Below are 19,280 nucleotides of genomic sequence, written 5' to 3'. Positions count from 1 at the left end.
GAAGGATGTGAATTATGCGAGACGCTCAACATCAACATGCCCCGCTGTGGCAGCGCTATCTGACCACTAAAGCGCAATCTTCCGCCAAATACGCCCGCGATATCGCCGCCGAAATGGGGATTAGCGAAGCCGAACTGACCGAAGCTCGCCTCGGCTACGATGCCGTGCGTCTGCAGGACGACGCGCGCGCGATTCTGGCCGCGCTGGAAGCGGTCGGCGAAACGAAGTGCATTTGCCGCAACGAATACGCGGTACACGAGCAGGTCGGCGAATTTACCCACCAGCACCTCACCGGCCACGCCGGGCTGGTGCTCAACCCGCGGGCCCTCGACCTGCGCCTGTTTCTCAGCCAGTGGGCTAGCGCGTTCCACCTGACCGATAACGATCGTCAGAGCATTCAGTTCTTCGATCATCACGGCGACGCGCTGCTGAAGGTCTACGCCATCGAGCAAACCGATATGGTCGCCTGGGACGCGCTGATCGCTGAGCATACCCAAAACGAACCAACGCCGCTGAAAATTCGTCCGGCGGAGATCGCAAAATATGCCGATACCGTCGACGCAGCCGCGCTGGAGAGCGAATGGCGCGCGATGACCGACGTGCACCAGTTCTTCGTCCTGCTGAGAAAGCACAATCTGTCGCGCCAGCAGGCTTTCCGGGCGGTGAGCGACGACCTCGCCTGCCGCATTGAAAACGATGCCCTGCCGCGCCTGCTGGGCACCGTCCGCGAAGAGGGCAACGAAATTATGATTTTCGTCGGCAACCGCGGCTGCGTGCAAATTTTCACCGGCGCGCTCGAAAAGCTGCTGCCGATGCGCGGCTGGCTCAATATTTTCAATAGCACCTTTACGCTGCACCTGCGCGAAGACAGCGTTGATGAGGTTTGGGTGACCCGCAAGCCGACCGCTGACGGTCACGTCACCAGCGTCGAGCTGTTCGCCAAAGATGGCACGCAGATCGCCCAGCTCTTCGGCCAGCGCAGCGAAGGCCACCCGGAGCAGGAGCAGTGGCGCAGCCAGGTTGACCGTCTGACGACGGAAGGACAGACCGCATGAAGCGCTGGCTCGTACTGCTGACGGCCTTGCCGCTGTTTGCCAGCGCCGCCGCCGAGCGCATCATCACCCTCGGTGGCGACGTCACCGAAGTGGTTTACGCCCTCGATGCCCAGCAGCAGCTGGTCGCCAAAGACAGCACCAGCACCTGGCCCGCCGAGGCCCAGTCGCTGCCGGACGTTGGCTATCTGCGCCAGCTCAACGCCGAAGGGATCCTCTCGCTGCGTCCGACCCTCGTGCTGGCCAGCGCCCAGGCCCAGCCTTCGCTGGTGCTAAAAAAGGTGCAGGAAAGCAGCGTGAAGGTCATCGACGTACCGGGCGGCTACGATCTGGCGGCGATCGACAACAAGGTCGCTACGATTGCCGGGGCCTTAGGCAAACAGGCACAGGGCGATGCGCTGCTGCAGACGCTGCACCAGCAGATCGCGCAGATCCCCACCCGGCCGCTTAACAAGCGGGTGCTGTTTATTCTCAGCCACGGCGGAATGAGCACCCTGGTTGCCGGGAAGCAGACGGCGGCCGATGGCGCAATCCGCGCCGCCGGCCTGCAGAACGCGATGCAGGGCTTCGACCACTACCGCAGCATGTCCCAGGAGGGGGTGATCGCCAGCCTGCCGGACCTGGTGGTGATTTCCGCCGACGGGCTTAAGGGCATGGGAGGCGAAGCGGGCCTGTGGAAGCTCCCCGGCCTCGCGCAAACCCCGGCGGGCCGCAATAAGCAGGTGCTGGTGATTGACGATATGGCGCTGCTCGGGTTCGGCCCGCGCACGCCGCAGGCGGTGCTCGAACTGCGGCAAAAAGCGGAGCAGCTGCCCTGATGCGCGTTGCTCCCGCCCGAACGCTGTGGCTCATGCTGCTGCTGCTGGCAGGGCTGACGCTGTTCGCCACCACTCTCGGGGCGATGCGTCTGCCGCTCGCCAGCCTGTGGCCGTCCGGCGATGAAGTGCTGCGCCATATCTGGCTGACGATTCGCCTGCCCCGCGTGCTGCTGGCGCTGCTGGTGGGTGCCGCGCTGGCGCTCTCCGGCTGCGTGATGCAGGGGCTGTTTCGCAACCCGCTCGCCGACCCCGGCCTGCTGGGGATCAGCAGCGGCGCGGCGCTGGCGGTAGCCTGCTGGCTGGTGCTGCCGCTGTCGGTCCCGGTGCTGGTGGCGCTCTACACCCCGATGCTGGCGGCGTTTATCGGCAGCATGGCGGTCATGGTGGTAATTTTTATCCTCAGCCGGGCCGGCGGCGGCTCGCTGTCGCGCCTGCTGCTGGTCGGGATTGCCATCAACGCGCTGTGCGGCGCGCTGGTGGGCGTGCTGGCGTGGATAAGCAACGACACGCAGCTGCGCCAGCTTTCGCTGTGGGGAATGGGCAGCCTCGGACAGGCCGAGTGGCCTACGCTGCTGGTGGCGGCCACGCTGATGGTTCCGGCGTCAGCGGCGGTATGGCTGATGGCGACGCGCCTCAATTTACTGCAGCTCGGCGATGAAGAAGCGCACTACCTCGGGGTCAACGTCCGGGCGCTGCAGCGACTTCTGCTGCTGTGCAGCGCGCTACTGGTGGCGGCGTCGGTCGCCGTCAGCGGAGTGATCGGCTTTATTGGCCTGGTGGTTCCGCATCTGATGCGGATGTGGCTGGGGCCGGACCATCGCGGCCTGGTCCCCGGCTCGCTGCTCGCCGGCGCGATTTTACTGCTCCTCGCCGATACCCTCGCCCGCACCGTCGCCGCGCCCGCCGAAATGCCGGTCGGCCTGCTGACCAGCATGCTCGGCGCGCCGTGGTTTTTATGGCTTATTTTCCGCCAGCAGAGGACGCTCAATGGATAACAGCTATATCGCCCGCTCTCTGTCGCTGCGCGTCGGCCAACGCCTGCTGATTAACGATATTTCTCTGCAGCTGAGCGCAGCCGGAATGACGGCGCTGATTGGCCCGAACGGCGCGGGCAAATCGACCCTGCTCCGCCTGCTGACCGGCTTTTTAACCCCCGACAGCGGCGAACGGATCGTGGAGGACCGGCCGCTGGAAAGCTGGACGCCGGAGGCGCTCTCCCGCCGCCGGGCGGTGATGCTGCAGCGCACGCAGCTGCACGCCGACTGGCCCATTGAGACGGTGATCGCCATGGGGCGCTCGCCGTGGGGCAAAACCCCCGACCTGCAGACGGTACGCAGGGTGATGGCGGAGACCGGCTGCGACCATCTGGCCGGCAGGCGCTACCCTTCGCTCTCCGGCGGCGAGCAGCAGCGGGTGCAGCTGGCCCGCTGCCTCGCCCAGCTGTGGCGCGACAACGCGCCGCAGGGCTGGCTGTTTCTTGATGAGCCGACCTCGGCGCTGGATCTCTACTATCAGCAGCACCTGCTGCGCCTGCTGAAGCGGCTGACCCGCAGCGGCATGCTGCACGTCTGCATCGTGCTGCACGATCTTAACCTCGCCGCGCTGTGGGCCGACCATATCCTGCTGATGCATCAGGGGAAGCTGGTGGCGGAAGGCACGCCGCATGAGGTGATACAGCAGCCGATCATCAGCCGCTGGTACGGCGCCGACGTGCGCACCGGCCAGCACCCCGACCACGCGATCCCGCAGGTCTATCTGGCGCCCTAATCCCGCCGCGGGTAGCGCGATCGTCCGCGCTACCCGCTTTAGCAACTGGAACGCGGATCGCTGCATCTCGTTTCGTCACTTTCCCTGAAAGTCGTATCTCCGTTATGATGTCTCTCCAATGTGATACCAACGAAAACAAAAAAGATCGCAACCCATTAAAACCCAGGGAGCTGGATAACTTTCTATGAGTACAATCGACAATCTCGACGCCCACACCCCAATGATGCAGCAGTATTTTTTATGTTTTTTAACACGTTGATTTAAAACAAGAATAATAATTGTAAGGAAGTTTGAGTTACTTATGGGTTACTTCTTGGGGGATTAAAAAACGTACAGAATGGTGAGAAGGTCTAAAGTAACACCCGAACAAAACAATGTCGAGTGTTAATGAGGCGTATACTTGTATTTTTTGTGCTTCTCAGGTTTAGGCCCTGGTCGAGGGCGTGGATTAGGCTCGGATTGCTCCCTGATTTTTTTCTCGCGTTCAAACAGAGCCTTGTTGTTTTCTGTACTGTTGTAGTTGTTTGAGTACTCTGTCATTTTGTCCCATTGAACTGTTGAAATCATTCTTCTGGTAACGGGATCAACCATGACGCTATCGTCTTTCTTCTCGGTAATGCACCCAACTTGCTGATTTAGTGTATGATGGTGTTTTTGAGGTGCACCTGTGGCTTCCGTCTCCGTCTGCTGTCCCTCCTGTTCCGCCACTGAGGGCGTGATGCGTAACGGCAAAAGTACTGCCGGGCATCAGCGTTATCTCTGCTCTCACTGCCGTAAAACATGGCAGCTTCAGTTCACTTATGCCGCTTCTCAGCCCGGTACACACCAGAAAATCATTGATATGGCCATGAACGGAGTCGGTTGCCGCGCTACCGCACGCATTATGGGCATTGGCCTCAACACCATTTTCCGCCATTTAAAAAACTCAGGCCACAGTCAGTAACCTCCCGGATAAATCCGGGAAGTGACGTCATCGTCTGTGCGGAGATGGACGAGCAGTGGGGTTACGTCGGGGCCAAATCGCGCCAGCGCTGGCTGTTTTACGCGTATGACAGGATACGCAGGACGGTGGTGGCACACGTCTTTGGTGAGCGGACCATGGCCACACTGGAACGTCTTCTGAGCCTGCTGTCGGCTTTTGAAGTGGTGGTATGGATGACAGACGGCTGGCCGCTGTATGAATCCCGTCTTAAGGGAAAGCTGCACGTTATCAGCAAGCGTTACACGCAGCGTATTGAGCGGCACAACCTGAACCTGAGGCAGCATCTGGCGCGGCTGGGCAGGAAGTCGCTGTCGTTCTCAAAATCAGTGGAACTGCATGACAAAGTCATTGGGCACTATCTGACGATAAATCATTACCAATAAATTGGAGTCATTACCTTTCTTCTCTTGTTGAATAGCAGGACTCTTTAAAACACTATTACTGACAGCCCCTTGATGGTTGGATTCTTCTTTTGTTTTTTTCTCAAACTTACCTGCAAAAATGTCTTGTATACGATTTACGAACGCCATCATTAATGCCCCTGCCATTTTAGATAGCTGTTTTCCTGGGGTGTCGTTTTTCTTTGCTTTATGAACGTCTAACACCTTATTTTCGCTATTGGCACTCGTTCCAGCATATGAAGATGCTGGTTTACGTGCGAGCGGGGATTTTATCTCATTGTTTTTAGATGTTGTATCAGGAGAGGAAAACATAACTTTATTGCGTGGTCTTCTGACTTTTACAATTTCAACAGGTTTAGATTCTTTTTTTTTCTTCTCTGGTTTTTTAAGATCAATAATAATAGGCTCCTTTGTATTTAATATATTTTTAAATGATTGGTATTCCTCATCAACTTTTTTATCGTGTTCTTGTCTTTCGTAGACACGTTGATTTTTCACATCATCATTAAAATCACGCCTGTTAATGTATTTAGTTGCAGGTCTGTCTAACTCAATAACCTTTTTATAATTTTCGGCGGATGGATCTGATTCAAAGTTATCAAGAGCATCTTTTAACTGTGCTTCAAGTGTACGGTGATCAATGCGTGTTTGATGGCCATATTTTGCAAGATGCTTATTTGCTATATCAGCCCAACCTTTTCGCCACTGCTCTAACATTTCATCGTTATTCCATGTTCTTCCGATCACGTTCTTTTTTGCAAACTCCTTACCGTTTATGGCAAGTTCCCTTGTCGTTGTCATAATGTGGGCATGAATATTTTCAGGGTTATCAATATGAATAGCATAGTTTGCAATCATGCCCTGTTTAGTAAAATGTTCCGTGATGAAATCTTCAAGTAGTTCTCTATTCTGCTCATGCTTTAACTCATTAGGTAAAGCAATAATGAACGAACGAGCAAGGCGACTGTTAGAACGATTTTCTTTCTTTTCTACTTCGTTCCAAAGATAAGAAGCATCTTTAAATTTAAGGTCTGCACCCTCTGGAAGCAAAACATCAGAATGATAAATATCATCATGCTTTTTCGCATACTTCCATGTTGAACCATCACGATCATTATGTAGATCTTGACGATTAATATATGCAGCATGAGCGACTGCATTATTGAGTTTTCCTGCACGGGAAACTATCTTACATTGAAAACTATATATAGCCATGTGTAATCCTTTTCTCTTGTGTTTCTCTTTTTTTGCTTTTGATTTTAGAGGCTCCCGCCAGACCCGCTACAAAAATAAGCGCAGCGAAATTTTTGTGTAAGCGGGCATTGCTTTGTTATTTTTCATCGCTGGTCGCTCTGAAAATAACTGCAATGAAAATCTCGTTTTTCTTTATATATAAGTTTTAACATGGATATTCACTTTTGACAAATTGACGGAAATATATTAATAAATAGACATAATAAAAATGCAATGCATTAAATCCAATATTTAAATAAATGCATCAAAAAAATATTTTATTATTTGCGATCGGCACGGCGAGCGAAGCGATACAATGCCTATGGCAAGAATTCCACAAAATAATAAGAGAGGTAAAAAATGGCAGGAAAAACACTAGAAGAAAAACTCATATATCATCAACAAAAACTTAATGCGATTAAAAATAAAGTGGTACAACGAAATAGAAAACAGAAAGAAGCAGAAAGAAGAGAACGCACGCACAATATTATTGTTTTCAGCACTGCGATAATGAAACTATTAGATTTAGACCATAAAGAGCTTGAAAATAACTTACCTTTTATGCTCGGTTTTCTGGAACGTAAAAAAGACTATATTAATCAAAAACAGAATAAAGACCGAGGATTAGAGATTTTAAACGCGTGGCGTTTAAATAATGATAAGCCTAAAAATGAAGATCAGCCCACGGCAAAGGTTCCGCCCCTTTCAAATGCTGATAAAACTGATAAGAAACCAGAATTATCAGAAGATGCATTAGCATTGTTGGATATGAATAGATAAAGTATATCAGCTAGGATTCGACCTGACACACCCATGGCACAGAGAAAAACCTAATCTGACAGGCAGCCCTGTGCCATAAGCGAAAGTTGATGGGGCAACTTAAACGCGAACATTATACGACAAAGCTCTTGATATTGTATCTGTATACTGTATATTTAAACATAATTTAAATTGAAATGGACATTTTAGATGAATAGTATTGTCGAAGAGATAAATTTAGAAGTCTGCGCAAATCCTGACGCTACACAATTACTTCCTATTGAAGAAGGTCTTAACAATTTCAACGAATTAATGACAGGGATGAGTGATCGCCAGCCATTGGCTGTATTAATAAAATCAAATAAAAATGGTGAAGTACTAGGGGGAATGCAAGGGCGCTCTTCATTAGGTCTACTTTTTATAGATCTTTTCTATCTTCCACCGGAGTTGCGGAATATGGGGATTGGCACAGAAATCCTTTTCCGCTTTGAGGAGGAAGGAAGGAAAAGGGGCTGTACTGCAGCATTCTTATACACAATTAGCTTTCAGGCCCCTGAATTCTACAAAAAACACGGTTGGGAAGAATTCGGGCGAATTGACTGCAAACCCGAGGGAACGAGCCGTATCTTTATGAAAAAGTCTTTATAAACTATCAGCTCAAATCTGAGCTGATACAGATAATAACCCTTTTTTTAGACCCTTTTATAAGTTTCGTACTTAGCAAAATGAATGATAGCTCTTTGTTTTAAGCTATCTAACATATCAAAATGAGTTAGTATTAGTTCAATGTTTGGTTTTCCATCGTTCCTAAACATAAAATCTTTTCTCATTTTTTCATCTTCGAAATATTCGCCTATCATGTCCAGTTCTGCATCATCAAGAGTGCTAATCTCTTGTACCACTATTTCTACTCTTTCTTTGTCTGTAAATACCACACAACACCCCATAGTTTAAATTGTCAAACGCTAAATCGGAGGTTCCCTTTTAAGGGTTCCGATTTAGTGATTGACAACTCTACCATAGAAAAACTTGGCAAGGGTAGAAGGCGAACGAAGTGAACCCTCTACCTATTAGACAAATGATTTTAATGACCAATTTGATCGGTAACAACGATCATATTTCACTATATGATAGCCTAAAACTATCAAAACACATATCATCGATCGGTAAAACAATTGATTTAATCGATCAATAAAAGATAATATAATAGTTAAAACCTATCATAATTTGATTTTTGATCGATACAAACGATATGACAGTCCTTTCGAAAGGGATCAATTATATCAATTAGTTATGAACTCATACTAAGGAAAGAACATGTCAGAGTGCCCATTTTGTAAAGCCGCAGTTCATGAGGAAGCTACGGTTTGTCGTGGTTGTGGGGCTGAAAAAGTCAGCTCACTTGCTCGTCATTTGCAGAAGCAGGAAAGACAAGTTGCTGCCACAATCATTCCATGCGGTATCTTTGGTGCGATTTTCGGTGTTTGTGCTGGGGTGATGGCGCACAGTTCAGTGGTTGGATATGGCATTTTCATCTTGATGTTGCTCCTCCCTATTCTGGTAATTTATTTTTCAAAAAGAAATAAAACCATCTGGTACAGATAGCTTTATTAAAAGACATAGGTGCATCTTAATGAAAAGAACCATTGCCGCTTTATGCTTTCCATCGTTGGTAATGCCTCCAATCAGTAGAACATGTACTTTTCGATGAAGGCACCGATGACCTTTTCGTGCAATTCGATGGAACGTGAAAAACATATTGTTTTGCGTGCCAGCCGCTTGATACGGGTTCGCAGCGTCAGATTGTTTCGCTCAATGCGCTGTGTGAAAATTTTACCAGTCAGATGTATCTCCTTCGGCACCTCTCTGGCATAACTGCCCCAGTTATCGCTGGTAATCATGCCGATGCTAAAGGGCGTCAACAGGGCCAACAGTTCCCGACATGTCTCATCGGTACGTGGGCCGAAAGTATAAGCCAGTACGCCACCCGTTTTGGTATTGTAAGCATACCAGAGCCAGTGCTGCCGGGCTTTACTGCCAACAAAGCCCCACTGCTCATCAAGCTCGCAGATGAGTGCCACATCGGCATGAGCGACAGGAGAAGCGGTTATCCGGGACGGCGAGAGCTTTTTAATGTCCGTATGACGGTATTGATACCGACCTTAAGAACTCTGGCGGTATCGCGGACGCCGGCACCGTTGTGTGCCAGTTCAACTATCTGTTCTTTTACACCGGGTTTTCTGGCTTCATAGGTATAAGCCAGCTGAAAAACGCGGCGACATGACCGGCAACGAAAGCGCTCGTGCCCGGAACAGCTGTGCCCATGGCGATAAACAGAATCGGAATGGCAACGAGGACAATGAACAGTAACGGTAGCCATAGAAAGCCCTAAATACCAGTAGCATATCATGGTTTTCTATCGATTGAAGGCATTACCCCATCGTTTTTGATGACAGCAGGGTGCCAGCAGTTAAATAATGCTGCTGATACATTAAGCTCGTCATTCTCTTCTTTAAATAGTGTTTTAAGCCCTTCTGGTAATAAAAGTAGTACATCCGAAGCGGATAACCTTCCCGTCAACACTGTTAACGGATTAGGGGCTATTTGCCGTGATTATGAAGCTAATGCAATGGCCGGTAAGAAAAATTGGATTGGCAAAAGAGTTTCTATAAATAACGCAACAGTGTTAGAAGCACAGGAAGCTTATGATACTATGAAGTATCTTGGTGCACAGCGTGATCATAAAACCTATGCGATTATCTTCAAGACTTCCGACACCAATTACTGTGGCGGCGCAGTTCTGTTGAACTACTATGCTGGTCAAGATGATGATATTCTGAAATACAAAAAAGGTCAGAAAGTGAATATTACTGGCGTTGACATTGGTGACAGAACGTTTAATACACACAATAATGGAAACATGGCATGGAAAGTTATTAAGATGAAAAGTGGTGTTATTCGTTAAATATGATAGCCATTTTAAATAAGGGGGGATTCCCCCTTATTGTCCCTTCCTAATAAGCATTGCAAAAATATCAACAAAAAATAAAACATTGCAGAAAATGAAATATGGCGCACATTGTCCGCGCCCCTCCCCTTGATATATATAGAAACAACTCGCAATGCACAATATGCTTGCAAGCCTTACGGAACGGGGCTTGCAAGCATATTGTTCGTAAGAAAAAAGAGTTGTTTCTATATATTTTGGGATGCCCTGCTGCGGGTATTTTTATAAAAATACCTAAGAGCTGATAAAAAACTAAAAATAGACAAAGGATTATGATGGAAATACTATGATAATATATTTATTCGGAATACTTATATTTGACAAAAAGAAAAAAACCTCTTATCTATTAACTTACGAAGGCTAAATAAATAAAGAGGTTTTAAATCGTTTACATGTTTAATATTATACAAGAAAAACAAAATGTCAAATATAATAATAAAGAACCAGCAAAAAACTTTAAAAATATATTTGACTCTATCTATAATTCTAACGTTATTAGTTCATTGAGACTAAAAGACATAGCTCCTGCAAATGCAGGTATATTGAATAAAAGAAAGTCTCATAATATAGAAATAGCAAAACACGTCTATAAAAAAGCCAATGTTTCTAAAAACAACACTATTCTAAAAAGGGCTGGTAGAATCTATGCTTGTCGCCAAAAAGGTTTTTATCTTGTCGCGAATGATAAAGCTACAAGCCTTTTAAATCATCGCTGTCGTGATAGATTATGTCCTTACTGTCAGAGAATAAGATCTTTTCTCTTACAGGATCAGATAAAACAAATTGTTCCCAGGGTGTCAGAAGAAAGAGATAATGACAGTTTTTTAATGCCAACCTTCACAGTTAAAAACCCTCTCATAGAAGATGAGAATAAAGTCATGTCTGCTATGAGTTGGGCGCATAGCGAAATGCTTCGTAGAGAACCTTTTACAAAGTTCCTTATTGGTGGTTTCAGATGTTTTGAAACTACACGAGGAAAAACAGGTCCTAAACATTGCCACCCTCATATACATGATCTTTGGCAAGTAAAAAATAGCTATTTCTGCAACTATTATCTATCAGAAAAAAAACTATCTGCAATCTGGACTATGTGGCTTAAAAAAGGATTTAAAAGATATGGATTAGAGTGGAATGACGCTGATTATCCTGATGGTGCTATTGTTAATATTAGAAGATTATTATCTGACAAGGGCATAGAGAAAAATAAAATAAACGAACAGAAGAAAAAAGAGCGAAAAAAGAAGAAGAAAACAGGCATAGAATTGACAGCAGAAGACGATCTGGAAAAACTAGCTGTTGAAGATTATTTAACTACTAAAAACTTCTTTGATAATGACAATGCTGAAAGAGCAATCTATTACGTAACGAAATATATGACGAAAGATGACAGTATATTTAATGGTGATAACTGGTCATGGGAACATGATAAACAGATTAGGGGTAAAAGATTGATTTCTTTTTTCGGTGCTTATAAAGAAGAAAAAGCAAAAATAAAAAAAGAAAACACTGGTAAATACTATAATGAAAAAGAGTTTTTAGATAATATAAAAGATAAATGCAATCTTGATGAAATAAAAGATAGCCATATCTTTCTTGCTGGTTTCTCTGAAAAAGAAAAAGAATACTACGTTGAAAAATCAACATTAGAAACTGCCTTCTTTAACAAACGTTTTTCTATTGTAAAATCCATTGAAAACAAAAAGGTCGAAATGGATATATTTAAGAAAGCGATGAATATCGATTACGACAAAAATATTCATCTAAAAATGCAATTGTATGATGATGCACCAACCTCTCGTAATCTTAAAGAACTTAATAATAGTATTATAGAACTTAATGAAGAGAAAAAAGCTAAGAGGAGAGATCACAGGAGACTTGTTGATTGTGGTCATAGAGTTATGATTAATGAATATGAGTACTACATGGTTCATGACAGAAATCATGTATACGATATATTTGATTTCTGTGCTGATTTAGACCTAGTGGAGCCAGAATGCAATATATTTATCGATAGCCTAAATTTTATAGACTGTTTAAGTCAATTGGATTTTTAGGTGTTGGTTAGCATAAAAGAAAAATAATCATTGACTATATGACGCGAAGGTGATAAAGGGAAACCTTATACCACATTAAGGTTAAATATTAACATGAGCACGTATAAAAAAATAGCCTTAACTATAATCATATCTATGACAAGTATTTCAGCTTTGGCTGATTCATCATTTGAAACTGATATTTATTCCAGAGTAAGCACTGGGGTTAAACAAAAGCTTAAAAGCTGTCAAGATATAAGTGTTGACAATGCTTCTTATATTGATTGCTACGATACAGCTATAAAAGATGAAGATGTATATCTTTCTTTTTTACGAGCGCATATACAAAATAACATTATAAATAATAAATCAACATTAATTGAATTTGATAAAGATGTTAAATGCAGTAAATCTATGGAGGAAAAAATTTCAAATAATACGGGATCAGTGTGGCCTGGAATAGCACTTAATTTTTGTTTAATTTCTAAAGATAATGCTTTTAGAAAATGGAGTTTCTTTTATGACTCATTAAAATCGTCAGAGCAATATCAAAAAAACATGAGAGGAATGTTTGATGAGCAATAAATATAAAATAACATATACAGTTAATAATAAATCTACCACTCCAACAACCAATACAATTATCATTACTTGGAATTGCGAACCTACAAGCGATCAGATAGTCGAATACTTGCTGAATCCCTCTAACTCTTTGACAGAGGTCAAAGGTGGGATGGATTCTATTACTGTACATTCTATAGAAAATATATAATATCAACATTTTTCTATCACTACTGATGGTACTAAATAAGGGCACATGGTATAAAAATGTGCCCTTATAATATATTAAAATACTTCACATATTTAAGGGTGGATATTTCTCAGATGCAAGAAGATCGTTATAGAGCCGTGGCGACTTAGACAAAATATTTAGTTCAATGCGTTGCAAGGATTCTTTTAATCGGTTCCAATCAGGATCGGCATAACGTTCTGTTGGGTCAATCGTATTTCTGTGATTGAGCAATCTTTTAACTACTGAATAAGAGGCTAGTTCTTCCGCAACACGCCCAAATGTTCGGCGTAGATCATGCATACCTAACTTTACTAATCTTGCTTCTTTGCAAAGTTTAATGCGTAACTCTTGTGAGTCAGAATAATGCCCCGTCTTACTTCTTTTAGAGCGAGCAGGGAAAACATATTTTTCTAGCCGGGCATAGCCTATGTAAGTCTCTTCGACGAGATCTCTTCTATCTTCTAAAATTCTATACATAGCATCACATATAGGCAATGTATGATTATTTCTGTTTTTCGTATCGTAGAAAAACATAACTCGATTATCTAAATCAACATAGTTAGTTATTTTGGCTTCTTCGTCTGTTATTTTTTCACGCCAGCATAGCGAAGCTGACTCTTCTTTTCTTGTGCCGCTCAAAATTGTGACGAGCAAATAATCAGCCCCTAACCGATTTGTAAAGCGTTTATAGTACAACGCATCTAAAAACTGTTTCAGCGTGTCTCGTGGTGAAAGCGGGTTTCTTACGTTCTTTTCTCTGTACGATTCTTCAAGCTCTGAGCGTGTTCTATACTTCTTTTGGACAGATAAAATCGTAAAAGGGTTGTAAGTCAATGACGCTGCACGCTGCTGTGTTTGGGCGTTGATTGCTTCCATCTCTATTGCATGCCGTACAGCTACATTAGCCCACCGAAATGTTTGCTCTGCTGCTGTTCGTGCTCTTGAAGCGATTTCATCAAACTTGTTTAAAATCGCTGCACCTGACAGATCTTTGATTCTGTATCTACGCCACTCATTTAAGCGATTTTCTGCTTTGTCGAAAACAGCTAATGTATTAGGTTTAGCGGGCTTAGCTCTTGATGTGAGATGATTCCTGTACTGAGCGAATACCTCACTTAATGTTAATTCTGCTGCATCAAGTTCACGCCTGATCGCATTAGGATTTCGCTTTGTGCTCACCATTGTTTGAGCAAGTAGCCTAGCGGCATCACGTGCTTGTTCTAATGATGAAAAGTCTTCGATGTTTCCTACCTTCGCTTTGATGACTCTTGATTTACCACTTTCTCTTGTGCTGATACGATCAGATGCAACTCGACGTTGTAGAACATACGTTTTCTTTGTAGCACTGACCTTAACGCCGAAACCCACAGGAGCGTCACGATGAGCATCAAAGACGATGTAAGGCTTACGATCTGGATTTGGCTCATAGTCAATCAAACCATCAAAAGTAACCCTGGGTCGCACGTCTATTGACAACTTGTTGAGAATCATTGTTTTAGAAAGAATTATGTTCATAAATCAACCTGTGTAGCCTAGTTGTGTTTTTTTCTGATACCAAAATCATAACTGAGTTACACGTGGGCTACAAATTGAACTTTTGAGTGTGTTATATGTAGCCTAACACACTCACTTGAAAACTAGCGCAAAAGGCTAAAAATGTGTAAAATCAATGATAAACATAACGAAGCACAAGGCTTAGAAAGCCATACCCCCATGATGCAGCAGTACCTTAAACTGAAGGCGCAGCATCCGGAGATCCTGCTGTTCTACCGCATGGGCGACTTTTACGAGCTGTTCTATGACGACGCAAAGCGCGCCTCGCAGCTGCTGGATATCTCGCTGACCAAACGCGGCGCCTCGGCGGGCGAGCCGATCCCGATGGCCGGGATCCCCCATCATGCGGTGGAAAACTACCTCGCGAAGCTGGTGAATCAGGGCGAGTCGGTGGCGATTTGCGAACAGATTGGCGATCCGGCCACCACCAAAGGGCCGGTCGAACGCAAAGTGGTACGCATCGTCACGCCCGGCACCATCAGCGACGAAGCGCTGCTGCAGGAGCGCCAGGATAATCTGCTGGCCGCCATCTGGCAGGACAGCAAAGGCTTCGGCTATGCGACGCTGGATATCAGCTCCGGGCGTTTTCGCCTCAGCGAGCCCGCGGATCGCGAAACCATGGCCGCGGAGCTGCAGCGCACCAACCCGGCAGAGCTGCTATATGCCGAAGATTTTGCCGAAGCGGCGCTGATTGAAGGCCGCCGCGGCCTGCGCCGTCGCCCGCTGTGGGAGTTTGAAATCGACACCGCGCGCCAGCAGCTGAATTTACAGTTCGGCACCCGCGACCTGGTGGGCTTCGGGGTCGAGAACGCCCCGCGCGGCCTGTGCGCGGCGGGCTGCCTGCTGCAGTACGTCAAGGATACCCAGCGCACCTCCCTGCCGCATATCCGCTCGATTACCATGGAGCGCGAGCAGGACAGCATCATTATGGATGCCGCCACCCGCCGCAACCTCGAGATCACCCAGAACCTGGCCGGCGGCACCGACAATACCCTCGCCTCGGTGCTCGACTGCACCGTCACCCCGATGGGCAGCCGGATGCTTAAACGCTGGCTGCATATGCCGCTGCGCAATTCCGCGGTGCTTTGCGAGCGCCAGCAGACCATCGGCGCCCTGCAGGAGCGCTACGGCGAGCTGCAGCCGGTGCTGCGTCAGGTCGGCGATCTGGAGCGTATTCTGGCGCGCCTGGCCCTGCGCACCGCACGGCCGCGCGATTTAGCCCGCATGCGCCACGCCTTCCAGCAGCTGCCGGCGCTGCGCGAAATGCTGGCCGACGTCCCCTGCGCCCCGGTGCAGCAGCTGCGCGATAAAATGGGCGAGTTCGCCGAGCTGCGCGAGCTGCTGGAAAAAGCCATTATCGACGCGCCTCCGGTGCTGGTGCGCGACGGCGGCGTGATTGCCCCGGGCTATAACGAAGAGCTCGACGAGTGGCGCGCGCTGGCCGATGGCGCCACGGACTATCTCGATAAGCTTGAGCTGCGCGAACGCGAACGGCTGGGGCTGGATACGCTGAAAGTGGGCTACAACGCGGTCCACGGCTACTACATCCAGATCAGCCGCGGCCAAAGCCAGCACGCGCCGATTCACTACGTCCGTCGCCAGACGCTAAAAAACGCCGAGCGCTACATTATTCCCGAGCTCAAGGAGTATGAAGACAAGGTGCTGACCTCGAAGGGCAAGGCGCTGGCGCTGGAGAAACAGCTCTACGATCGCCTGTTTGATATGCTGCTGCCGCACCTTGCCGACCTGCTGCAGAGCGCCAGCGCGCTGGCGGAGCTGGACGTGCTGATTAACCTCGCCGAGCGCGCCGAAACCCTCAATTACTGCTGCCCGACCTTTAGCGATAAGCCGGGCATCCGCATTGTCGAAGGTCGCCATCCGGTGGTGGAACAGGTGCTAAAAGAGCCGTTTATCGCCAACCCGCTGGCCCTGTCGCCGCAGCGCCGGATGCTGATTATTACCGGCCCGAACATGGGCGGTAAAAGTACCTATATGCGCCAGACCGCGCTGATTGCGCTGCTGGCGTGGATCGGCAGCTACGTTCCGGCGCAAAAGGTCGACATCGGCCCCATCGACCGCATCTTCACCCGCGTCGGCGCGGCGGACGATCTGGCAAGCGGCCGTTCTACCTTTATGGTGGAAATGACCGAAACCGCCAATATTCTGCATAACGCCACCGAGCACAGCCTGGTATTGATGGACGAAATTGGCCGCGGCACCTCGACCTACGACGGCCTGTCGCTGGCGTGGGCCTGCGCCGAGAACCTGGCGAATAAGATAAAAGCGCTGACGCTGTTTGCCACCCACTACTTCGAGCTCACCCAGCTGCCGGAGAAAATGGAAGGGGTGGCGAACGTCCATCTCGACGCACTGGAGCACGGCGACACCATCGCCTTTATGCACAGCGTTCAGGACGGCGCGGCAAGCAAAAGCTACGGCCTGGCAGTCGCAGCGCTGGCGGGGGTGCCGAAAGAGGTGATCAAGCGCGCGCGGCAGAAGCTGCGCGAGCTGGAGAGCATTTCGCCCAACGCGGCGGCAACCCAGGTTGACGGCACGCAGATGTCGCTGCTGTCGGCTCCGGAAGAGACCTCCCCGGCCCTCGAAGCGCTGGAGCATCTTGACCCCGATACGCTGACGCCGCGTCAGGCGCTCGAGTGGATTTATCGGCTGAAGAGCCTGGCGTAACGGCCCCCTTCTGTGGACGTCATTCCCGGGCGGGCGGCAGCGCTTCGCCCGGGTACTGAAGCGCAGGACCGGCTGAAAAAGCCGCTGAATTACCCCACCCGCAGGCGTAAAAAATCGATAAACGCCCGCACCTTAGTCGGCACGTGCCGCGCATCCGGATAGACCGCATACACTCCCTGCGACGGAAAGCTCACCTCCGGCAGCAAATGGATCAATCGCTCCTGCGCCAGCGATGAGGCCACCAGCCACTCCGGCAGCAGCGCCACGCCACTGCCGGCAAGGGCGAAGGCCATTAGCGCATTGGCGCTATCCGCCGACAGACGCGGGGTCTTTTTAATCTCAAAGCCAATAGCCTTCTCCGCCAATCCGCTCAGCTGCCAGCGCAGCGGGGTTTGCAGGCGCTCATGAATAATCCACTCGGCCTGAGCCAGGTCTTCGAGGGTACCCAGCGGATGCTGCTCCAGCCACGCGGGAGCGGCCACAGGCAGGATCGCGAAACGCGAAATTAGCGCCGCGCGGTAGCGCGAGTCCGCCAGCGTCCCGAGACGAATGGCGACATCAAAGCGTTCAGAAATTAAATCGGCATGATGCGAGGAGGAAACGTGGCGCACGCGCAGCGCCGGGTGCAGCTGGCTAAACTCGGCCAGGGCGGGAATAATCACCCGCGCGCCGTACTCCGGGGTGGTGGTGATGCGTAGCTCGCCGCTCAATCCGACGTGGCTGGCCCGCACCTCGTCCTGGAGATTTTCCGCCGCCTTCAGCAGCCCGACGCCGCGCTGATAAAACAGCGTCCCGGCGTCCGTCAGGGTCAGCCGCCGCGTGGAGCGTAACAGCAGAGTGACGCCAAGCTCGCTCTCCAGCTGGCGCACGTTAAAGCTCACCACTGCCTTGGTCTGGGCCAGAGCGGCGGCGCGGCGGTGCTCTATCGCGAAACGCAGACCCTTCCCGGTCAGGCGGCGACGGTGCGCTGGTCAACGGTGGTGTTCAGGCAGGAGAATGACCGGATTTTGTGGCGCCACCTGCAGGAGACCTCGCAGGGGTAGAGTCATGCGGGGCTAAAAAAGGAAAAGGCCCAATCGCACGATCGGGCCTTTTTTATGAAATGTCTTATTCGCGGAATAGAGCTTCGATGTTCAGCCCCTGACCCTGCAGGATTTCCCGCAGGCGGCGCAGGCCTTCAACCTGGATCTGACGCACGCGTTCGCGGGTCAGGCCAATTTCACGACCTACATCTTCAAGCGTAGCGGCTTCATAGCCCAGCAGGCCAAAACGGCGCGCCAGGACTTCACGCTGCTTGGCGTTCAGTTCGAACAGCCATTTGACGATGCTTTGTTTCATGTCATCGTCCTGCGTGGTGTCTTCCGGGCCGTTATCTTTTTCATCGGCCAGAATATCCAGCAGCGCTTTTTCCGAGTCACCGCCCAGCGGAGTATCCACTGAGGTGATGCGCTCGTTCAGACGCAGCATACGGCTTACATCATCAACCGGCTTATCCAGCTGTTCGGCAATCTCTTCCGCGCTCGGCTCATGGTCCAGCTTATGGGACAGCTCACGCGCGGTACGCAGATAGACGTTCAGCTCTTTAACAATATGGATAGGTAAACGAATGGTACGGGTTTGGTTCATGATCGCCCGTTCAATCGTTTGACGGATCCACCAGGTCGCATAAGTCGAAAAACGGAACCCACGTTCCGGGTCAAACTTTTCAACCGCGCGGATCAGCCCCAGGTTGCCCTCTTCAATCAGATCCAGCAGCGCCAGACCACGATTGCTATAACGACGGGCAATTTTTACCACCAGACGCAGGTTGCTTTCTATCATCCGGCGGCGTGAAGCAACATCACCACGCAATGCACGTCGGGCGAAGTAGACCTCTTCTTCAGCCGTCAGCAGCGGGGAATAACCAATCTCACCAAGATAGAGCTGAGTCGCATCAAGCACGCGCTGCGTTGCGCCTTGCGACAGGAGATCTTCCTCGGCCAGATCGCTATCACTGGGTTCCTCTTCTACTAAGGCCTTCTCGTCGAAAGCCTCAACTCCGTTCTCATCAAATTCCGCGTCTTCATTTAAATCATGAACTTTCAGCGTATTCTGACTCATAAAGATGGCTCCTACCCGTGATCCCTGAGCAAAGCACCTTCGCTAAATGTCATTCAAACGTCGCCAGGACAGGGTCCTAATACAGAGCACCGCCCC

18 protein-coding genes and 2 pseudogenes are annotated in these 19,280 nt (G+C 48.9%); 13 read left to right on the top strand and 7 right to left on the bottom strand.

Going from position 1 to position 19,280, the window contains the following annotated elements; all coding sequences use genetic code 11:
- Window positions 1-14 precede the first annotated feature (14 nt).
- Genes AC1M2H_RS06015 through AC1M2H_RS06000 form a run of 4 tightly spaced genes read left to right on the top strand, consistent with a single transcriptional unit; the run spans window position 15 to window position 3,637 of the window.
- Window positions 15-1,055 (top strand): hemin-degrading factor, encoded by a 1,041-nt coding sequence (locus AC1M2H_RS06015; RefSeq protein WP_480150677.1) that lies wholly within the window; start codon window positions 15-17, stop codon window positions 1,053-1,055.
- Window positions 1,052-1,870, top strand: coding sequence for a heme/hemin ABC transporter substrate-binding protein (locus tag AC1M2H_RS06010; RefSeq protein WP_480150676.1), 819 nt, complete (start codon window positions 1,052-1,054; stop codon window positions 1,868-1,870). The genes AC1M2H_RS06015 and AC1M2H_RS06010 overlap by 4 nt, the downstream gene beginning before the upstream one ends.
- Window positions 1,870-2,865, top strand: a complete 996-nt coding sequence (locus AC1M2H_RS06005) for a FecCD family ABC transporter permease (protein WP_480150675.1) — start codon at window positions 1,870-1,872, stop codon at window positions 2,863-2,865. Before AC1M2H_RS06010 ends, AC1M2H_RS06005 begins: the two co-directional genes overlap by 1 nt.
- Window positions 2,858-3,637 carry a heme ABC transporter ATP-binding protein gene (locus AC1M2H_RS06000; protein WP_480150674.1) on the top strand — a complete coding sequence of 260 codons (780 nt, stop codon included), beginning with the start codon at window positions 2,858-2,860 and terminating at the stop codon, window positions 3,635-3,637. Before AC1M2H_RS06005 ends, AC1M2H_RS06000 begins: the two co-directional genes overlap by 8 nt.
- 384 nt (window positions 3,638-4,021) lie before the next feature.
- Here the strand turns inward: AC1M2H_RS06000 and AC1M2H_RS05995 are convergent, their stop codons facing one another.
- Entirely contained in the window at window positions 4,022-4,228 is a 207-nt protein-coding gene (locus tag AC1M2H_RS05995; protein ID WP_480150673.1) for a hypothetical protein, read from the bottom strand.
- Between the two features lie 76 nt (window positions 4,229-4,304).
- Between AC1M2H_RS05995 and AC1M2H_RS05990 the strand changes: the two genes are divergently transcribed.
- Window positions 4,305-5,002 (top strand): IS1 family transposase gene (locus AC1M2H_RS05990; protein ID WP_480149585.1). Its coding sequence is split into 2 segments (ribosomal slippage): window positions 4,305-4,554 and window positions 4,554-5,002, totalling 699 coding nucleotides; the frame shifts between segments, so codons are not numbered across the junction.
- On the opposite strand, the gene mobQ is transcribed toward AC1M2H_RS05990, so the two are convergent.
- Window positions 4,943-6,235 carry a MobQ family relaxase gene (gene mobQ / locus AC1M2H_RS05985; protein WP_480150672.1) on the bottom strand — a complete coding sequence of 431 codons (1,293 nt, stop codon included), beginning with the start codon at window positions 6,233-6,235 and terminating at the stop codon, window positions 4,943-4,945. The genes AC1M2H_RS05990 and mobQ overlap by 60 nt on opposite strands.
- Window positions 6,236-6,613: 378 nt before the next feature.
- Between mobQ and AC1M2H_RS05980 the strand changes: the two genes are divergently transcribed.
- Together AC1M2H_RS05980 and AC1M2H_RS05975 are read left to right on the top strand one after the other, a co-directional pair.
- Window positions 6,614-7,033 (top strand): hypothetical protein, encoded by a 420-nt coding sequence (locus tag AC1M2H_RS05980; RefSeq protein ID WP_480150671.1) that lies wholly within the window; start codon window positions 6,614-6,616, stop codon window positions 7,031-7,033.
- Between the two features lie 189 nt (window positions 7,034-7,222).
- Complete coding sequence (locus AC1M2H_RS05975) at window positions 7,223-7,660, top strand: GNAT family N-acetyltransferase (RefSeq protein WP_480150670.1); 438 nt, start codon at window positions 7,223-7,225, stop codon at window positions 7,658-7,660.
- 44 nt (window positions 7,661-7,704) lie between these two features.
- On the opposite strand, the gene AC1M2H_RS05970 is transcribed toward AC1M2H_RS05975, so the two are convergent.
- Window positions 7,705-7,947: a hypothetical protein gene (locus AC1M2H_RS05970; protein WP_480150669.1), complete on the bottom strand. Its 243-nt coding sequence runs from the start codon at window positions 7,945-7,947 to the stop codon at window positions 7,705-7,707.
- Window positions 7,948-8,329: 382 nt separating this feature from the next.
- Between AC1M2H_RS05970 and AC1M2H_RS05965 the strand changes: the two genes are divergently transcribed.
- Window positions 8,330-8,617: a hypothetical protein gene (locus AC1M2H_RS05965; RefSeq protein ID WP_480150668.1), complete on the top strand. Its 288-nt coding sequence runs from the start codon at window positions 8,330-8,332 to the stop codon at window positions 8,615-8,617.
- An 80-nt stretch (window positions 8,618-8,697) separates the two neighbouring features.
- On the opposite strand, the gene AC1M2H_RS05960 is transcribed toward AC1M2H_RS05965, so the two are convergent.
- Window positions 8,698-9,392 (bottom strand): IS1 family transposase gene (locus AC1M2H_RS05960; RefSeq protein ID WP_480147781.1). Its coding sequence is split into 2 segments (ribosomal slippage): window positions 8,698-9,146 and window positions 9,146-9,392, totalling 696 coding nucleotides; the frame shifts between segments, so codons are not numbered across the junction.
- Window positions 9,393-9,461: 69 nt separating this feature from the next.
- Here AC1M2H_RS05960 and AC1M2H_RS05955 point away from each other — a divergent pair.
- From AC1M2H_RS05955 to AC1M2H_RS05945, 3 genes are all read left to right on the top strand, one after another.
- The gene (locus AC1M2H_RS05955) at window positions 9,462-9,977 is read left to right on the top strand and encodes a hypothetical protein (protein ID WP_480150667.1); all 516 of its coding nucleotides are present in this window, start codon (window positions 9,462-9,464) and stop codon (window positions 9,975-9,977) included.
- Window positions 9,978-10,411: 434 nt separating this feature from the next.
- Window positions 10,412-12,073: a protein rep gene (locus AC1M2H_RS05950; protein ID WP_480150666.1), complete on the top strand. Its 1,662-nt coding sequence runs from the start codon at window positions 10,412-10,414 to the stop codon at window positions 12,071-12,073.
- Between the two features lie 135 nt (window positions 12,074-12,208).
- Window positions 12,209-12,637 (top strand): hypothetical protein, encoded by a 429-nt coding sequence (locus AC1M2H_RS05945; RefSeq protein ID WP_480150665.1) that lies wholly within the window; start codon window positions 12,209-12,211, stop codon window positions 12,635-12,637.
- Window positions 12,638-12,908: 271 nt separating this feature from the next.
- On the opposite strand, the gene AC1M2H_RS05940 is transcribed toward AC1M2H_RS05945, so the two are convergent.
- Window positions 12,909-14,360 (bottom strand): tyrosine-type recombinase/integrase, encoded by a 1,452-nt coding sequence (locus tag AC1M2H_RS05940; RefSeq protein ID WP_480150664.1) that lies wholly within the window; start codon window positions 14,358-14,360, stop codon window positions 12,909-12,911.
- A gap of 141 nt (window positions 14,361-14,501) precedes the next feature.
- Between AC1M2H_RS05940 and mutS the strand changes: the two genes are divergently transcribed.
- Window positions 14,502-17,084, top strand: coding sequence for a DNA mismatch repair protein MutS (gene mutS / locus AC1M2H_RS05935; RefSeq protein ID WP_480150663.1), 2,583 nt, complete (start codon window positions 14,502-14,504; stop codon window positions 17,082-17,084).
- Window positions 17,085-17,173: 89 nt separating this feature from the next.
- On the opposite strand, the pseudogene AC1M2H_RS05930 reads toward mutS, so the two are convergent.
- Window positions 17,174-17,995: pseudogene (locus tag AC1M2H_RS05930) on the bottom strand (LysR family transcriptional regulator); the annotation flags it as partial.
- Here AC1M2H_RS05930 and AC1M2H_RS05925 point away from each other — a divergent pair.
- Window positions 17,993-18,127: pseudogene (locus tag AC1M2H_RS05925) on the top strand (DUF4440 domain-containing protein); the annotation flags it as partial. The pseudogenes AC1M2H_RS05930 and AC1M2H_RS05925 overlap by 3 nt on opposite strands.
- Before the next feature lie 64 nt (window positions 18,128-18,191).
- Here the strand turns inward: AC1M2H_RS05925 and rpoS are convergent.
- Window positions 18,192-19,184 (bottom strand): RNA polymerase sigma factor RpoS, encoded by a 993-nt coding sequence (gene rpoS, locus AC1M2H_RS05920; RefSeq protein WP_123756740.1) that lies wholly within the window; start codon window positions 19,182-19,184, stop codon window positions 18,192-18,194.
- Between the last annotated feature and the right edge of the window lie 96 nt (window positions 19,185-19,280).

Source organism: Klebsiella sp. F11, from assembly GCF_056712265.1.
Note: the sequence above shows the minus strand (reverse complement) of the source record. Positions and strands in the feature narration are given on the sequence as shown.

Bases quoted from the DNA above. Each gene is read 5' to 3' on its own strand.
- mutS (WP_480150663.1), top strand. From the start codon at position 14,502: ATGTGTAAAATCAATGATAAACATAACGAAGCACAAGGCTTAGAAAGC.
- AC1M2H_RS05945 (WP_480150665.1), top strand. From the start codon at position 12,209: ATGACAAGTATTTCAGCTTTGGCTGATTCATCATTTGAAACTGATATT.
- AC1M2H_RS05975 (WP_480150670.1), top strand. From the start codon at position 7,223: ATGAATAGTATTGTCGAAGAGATAAATTTAGAAGTCTGCGCAAATCCT.
- AC1M2H_RS05950 (WP_480150666.1), top strand. From the start codon at position 10,412: ATGTTTAATATTATACAAGAAAAACAAAATGTCAAATATAATAATAAA.
- AC1M2H_RS06000 (WP_480150674.1), top strand. From the start codon at position 2,858: ATGGATAACAGCTATATCGCCCGCTCTCTGTCGCTGCGCGTCGGCCAA.
- AC1M2H_RS05955 (WP_480150667.1), top strand. From the start codon at position 9,462: ATGACAGCAGGGTGCCAGCAGTTAAATAATGCTGCTGATACATTAAGC.
- AC1M2H_RS06015 (WP_480150677.1), top strand. From the start codon at position 15: ATGCGAGACGCTCAACATCAACATGCCCCGCTGTGGCAGCGCTATCTG.
- rpoS (WP_123756740.1), bottom strand. From the start codon at position 19,184: ATGAGTCAGAATACGCTGAAAGTTCATGATTTAAATGAAGACGCGGAA.
- AC1M2H_RS05940 (WP_480150664.1), bottom strand. From the start codon at position 14,360: ATGAACATAATTCTTTCTAAAACAATGATTCTCAACAAGTTGTCAATA.
- mobQ (WP_480150672.1), bottom strand. From the start codon at position 6,235: ATGGCTATATATAGTTTTCAATGTAAGATAGTTTCCCGTGCAGGAAAA.
- AC1M2H_RS06005 (WP_480150675.1), top strand. From the start codon at position 1,870: ATGCGCGTTGCTCCCGCCCGAACGCTGTGGCTCATGCTGCTGCTGCTG.
- AC1M2H_RS05995 (WP_480150673.1), bottom strand. From the start codon at position 4,228: ATGGTTGATCCCGTTACCAGAAGAATGATTTCAACAGTTCAATGGGAC.
- AC1M2H_RS05965 (WP_480150668.1), top strand. From the start codon at position 8,330: ATGTCAGAGTGCCCATTTTGTAAAGCCGCAGTTCATGAGGAAGCTACG.
- AC1M2H_RS06010 (WP_480150676.1), top strand. From the start codon at position 1,052: ATGAAGCGCTGGCTCGTACTGCTGACGGCCTTGCCGCTGTTTGCCAGC.
- AC1M2H_RS05980 (WP_480150671.1), top strand. From the start codon at position 6,614: ATGGCAGGAAAAACACTAGAAGAAAAACTCATATATCATCAACAAAAA.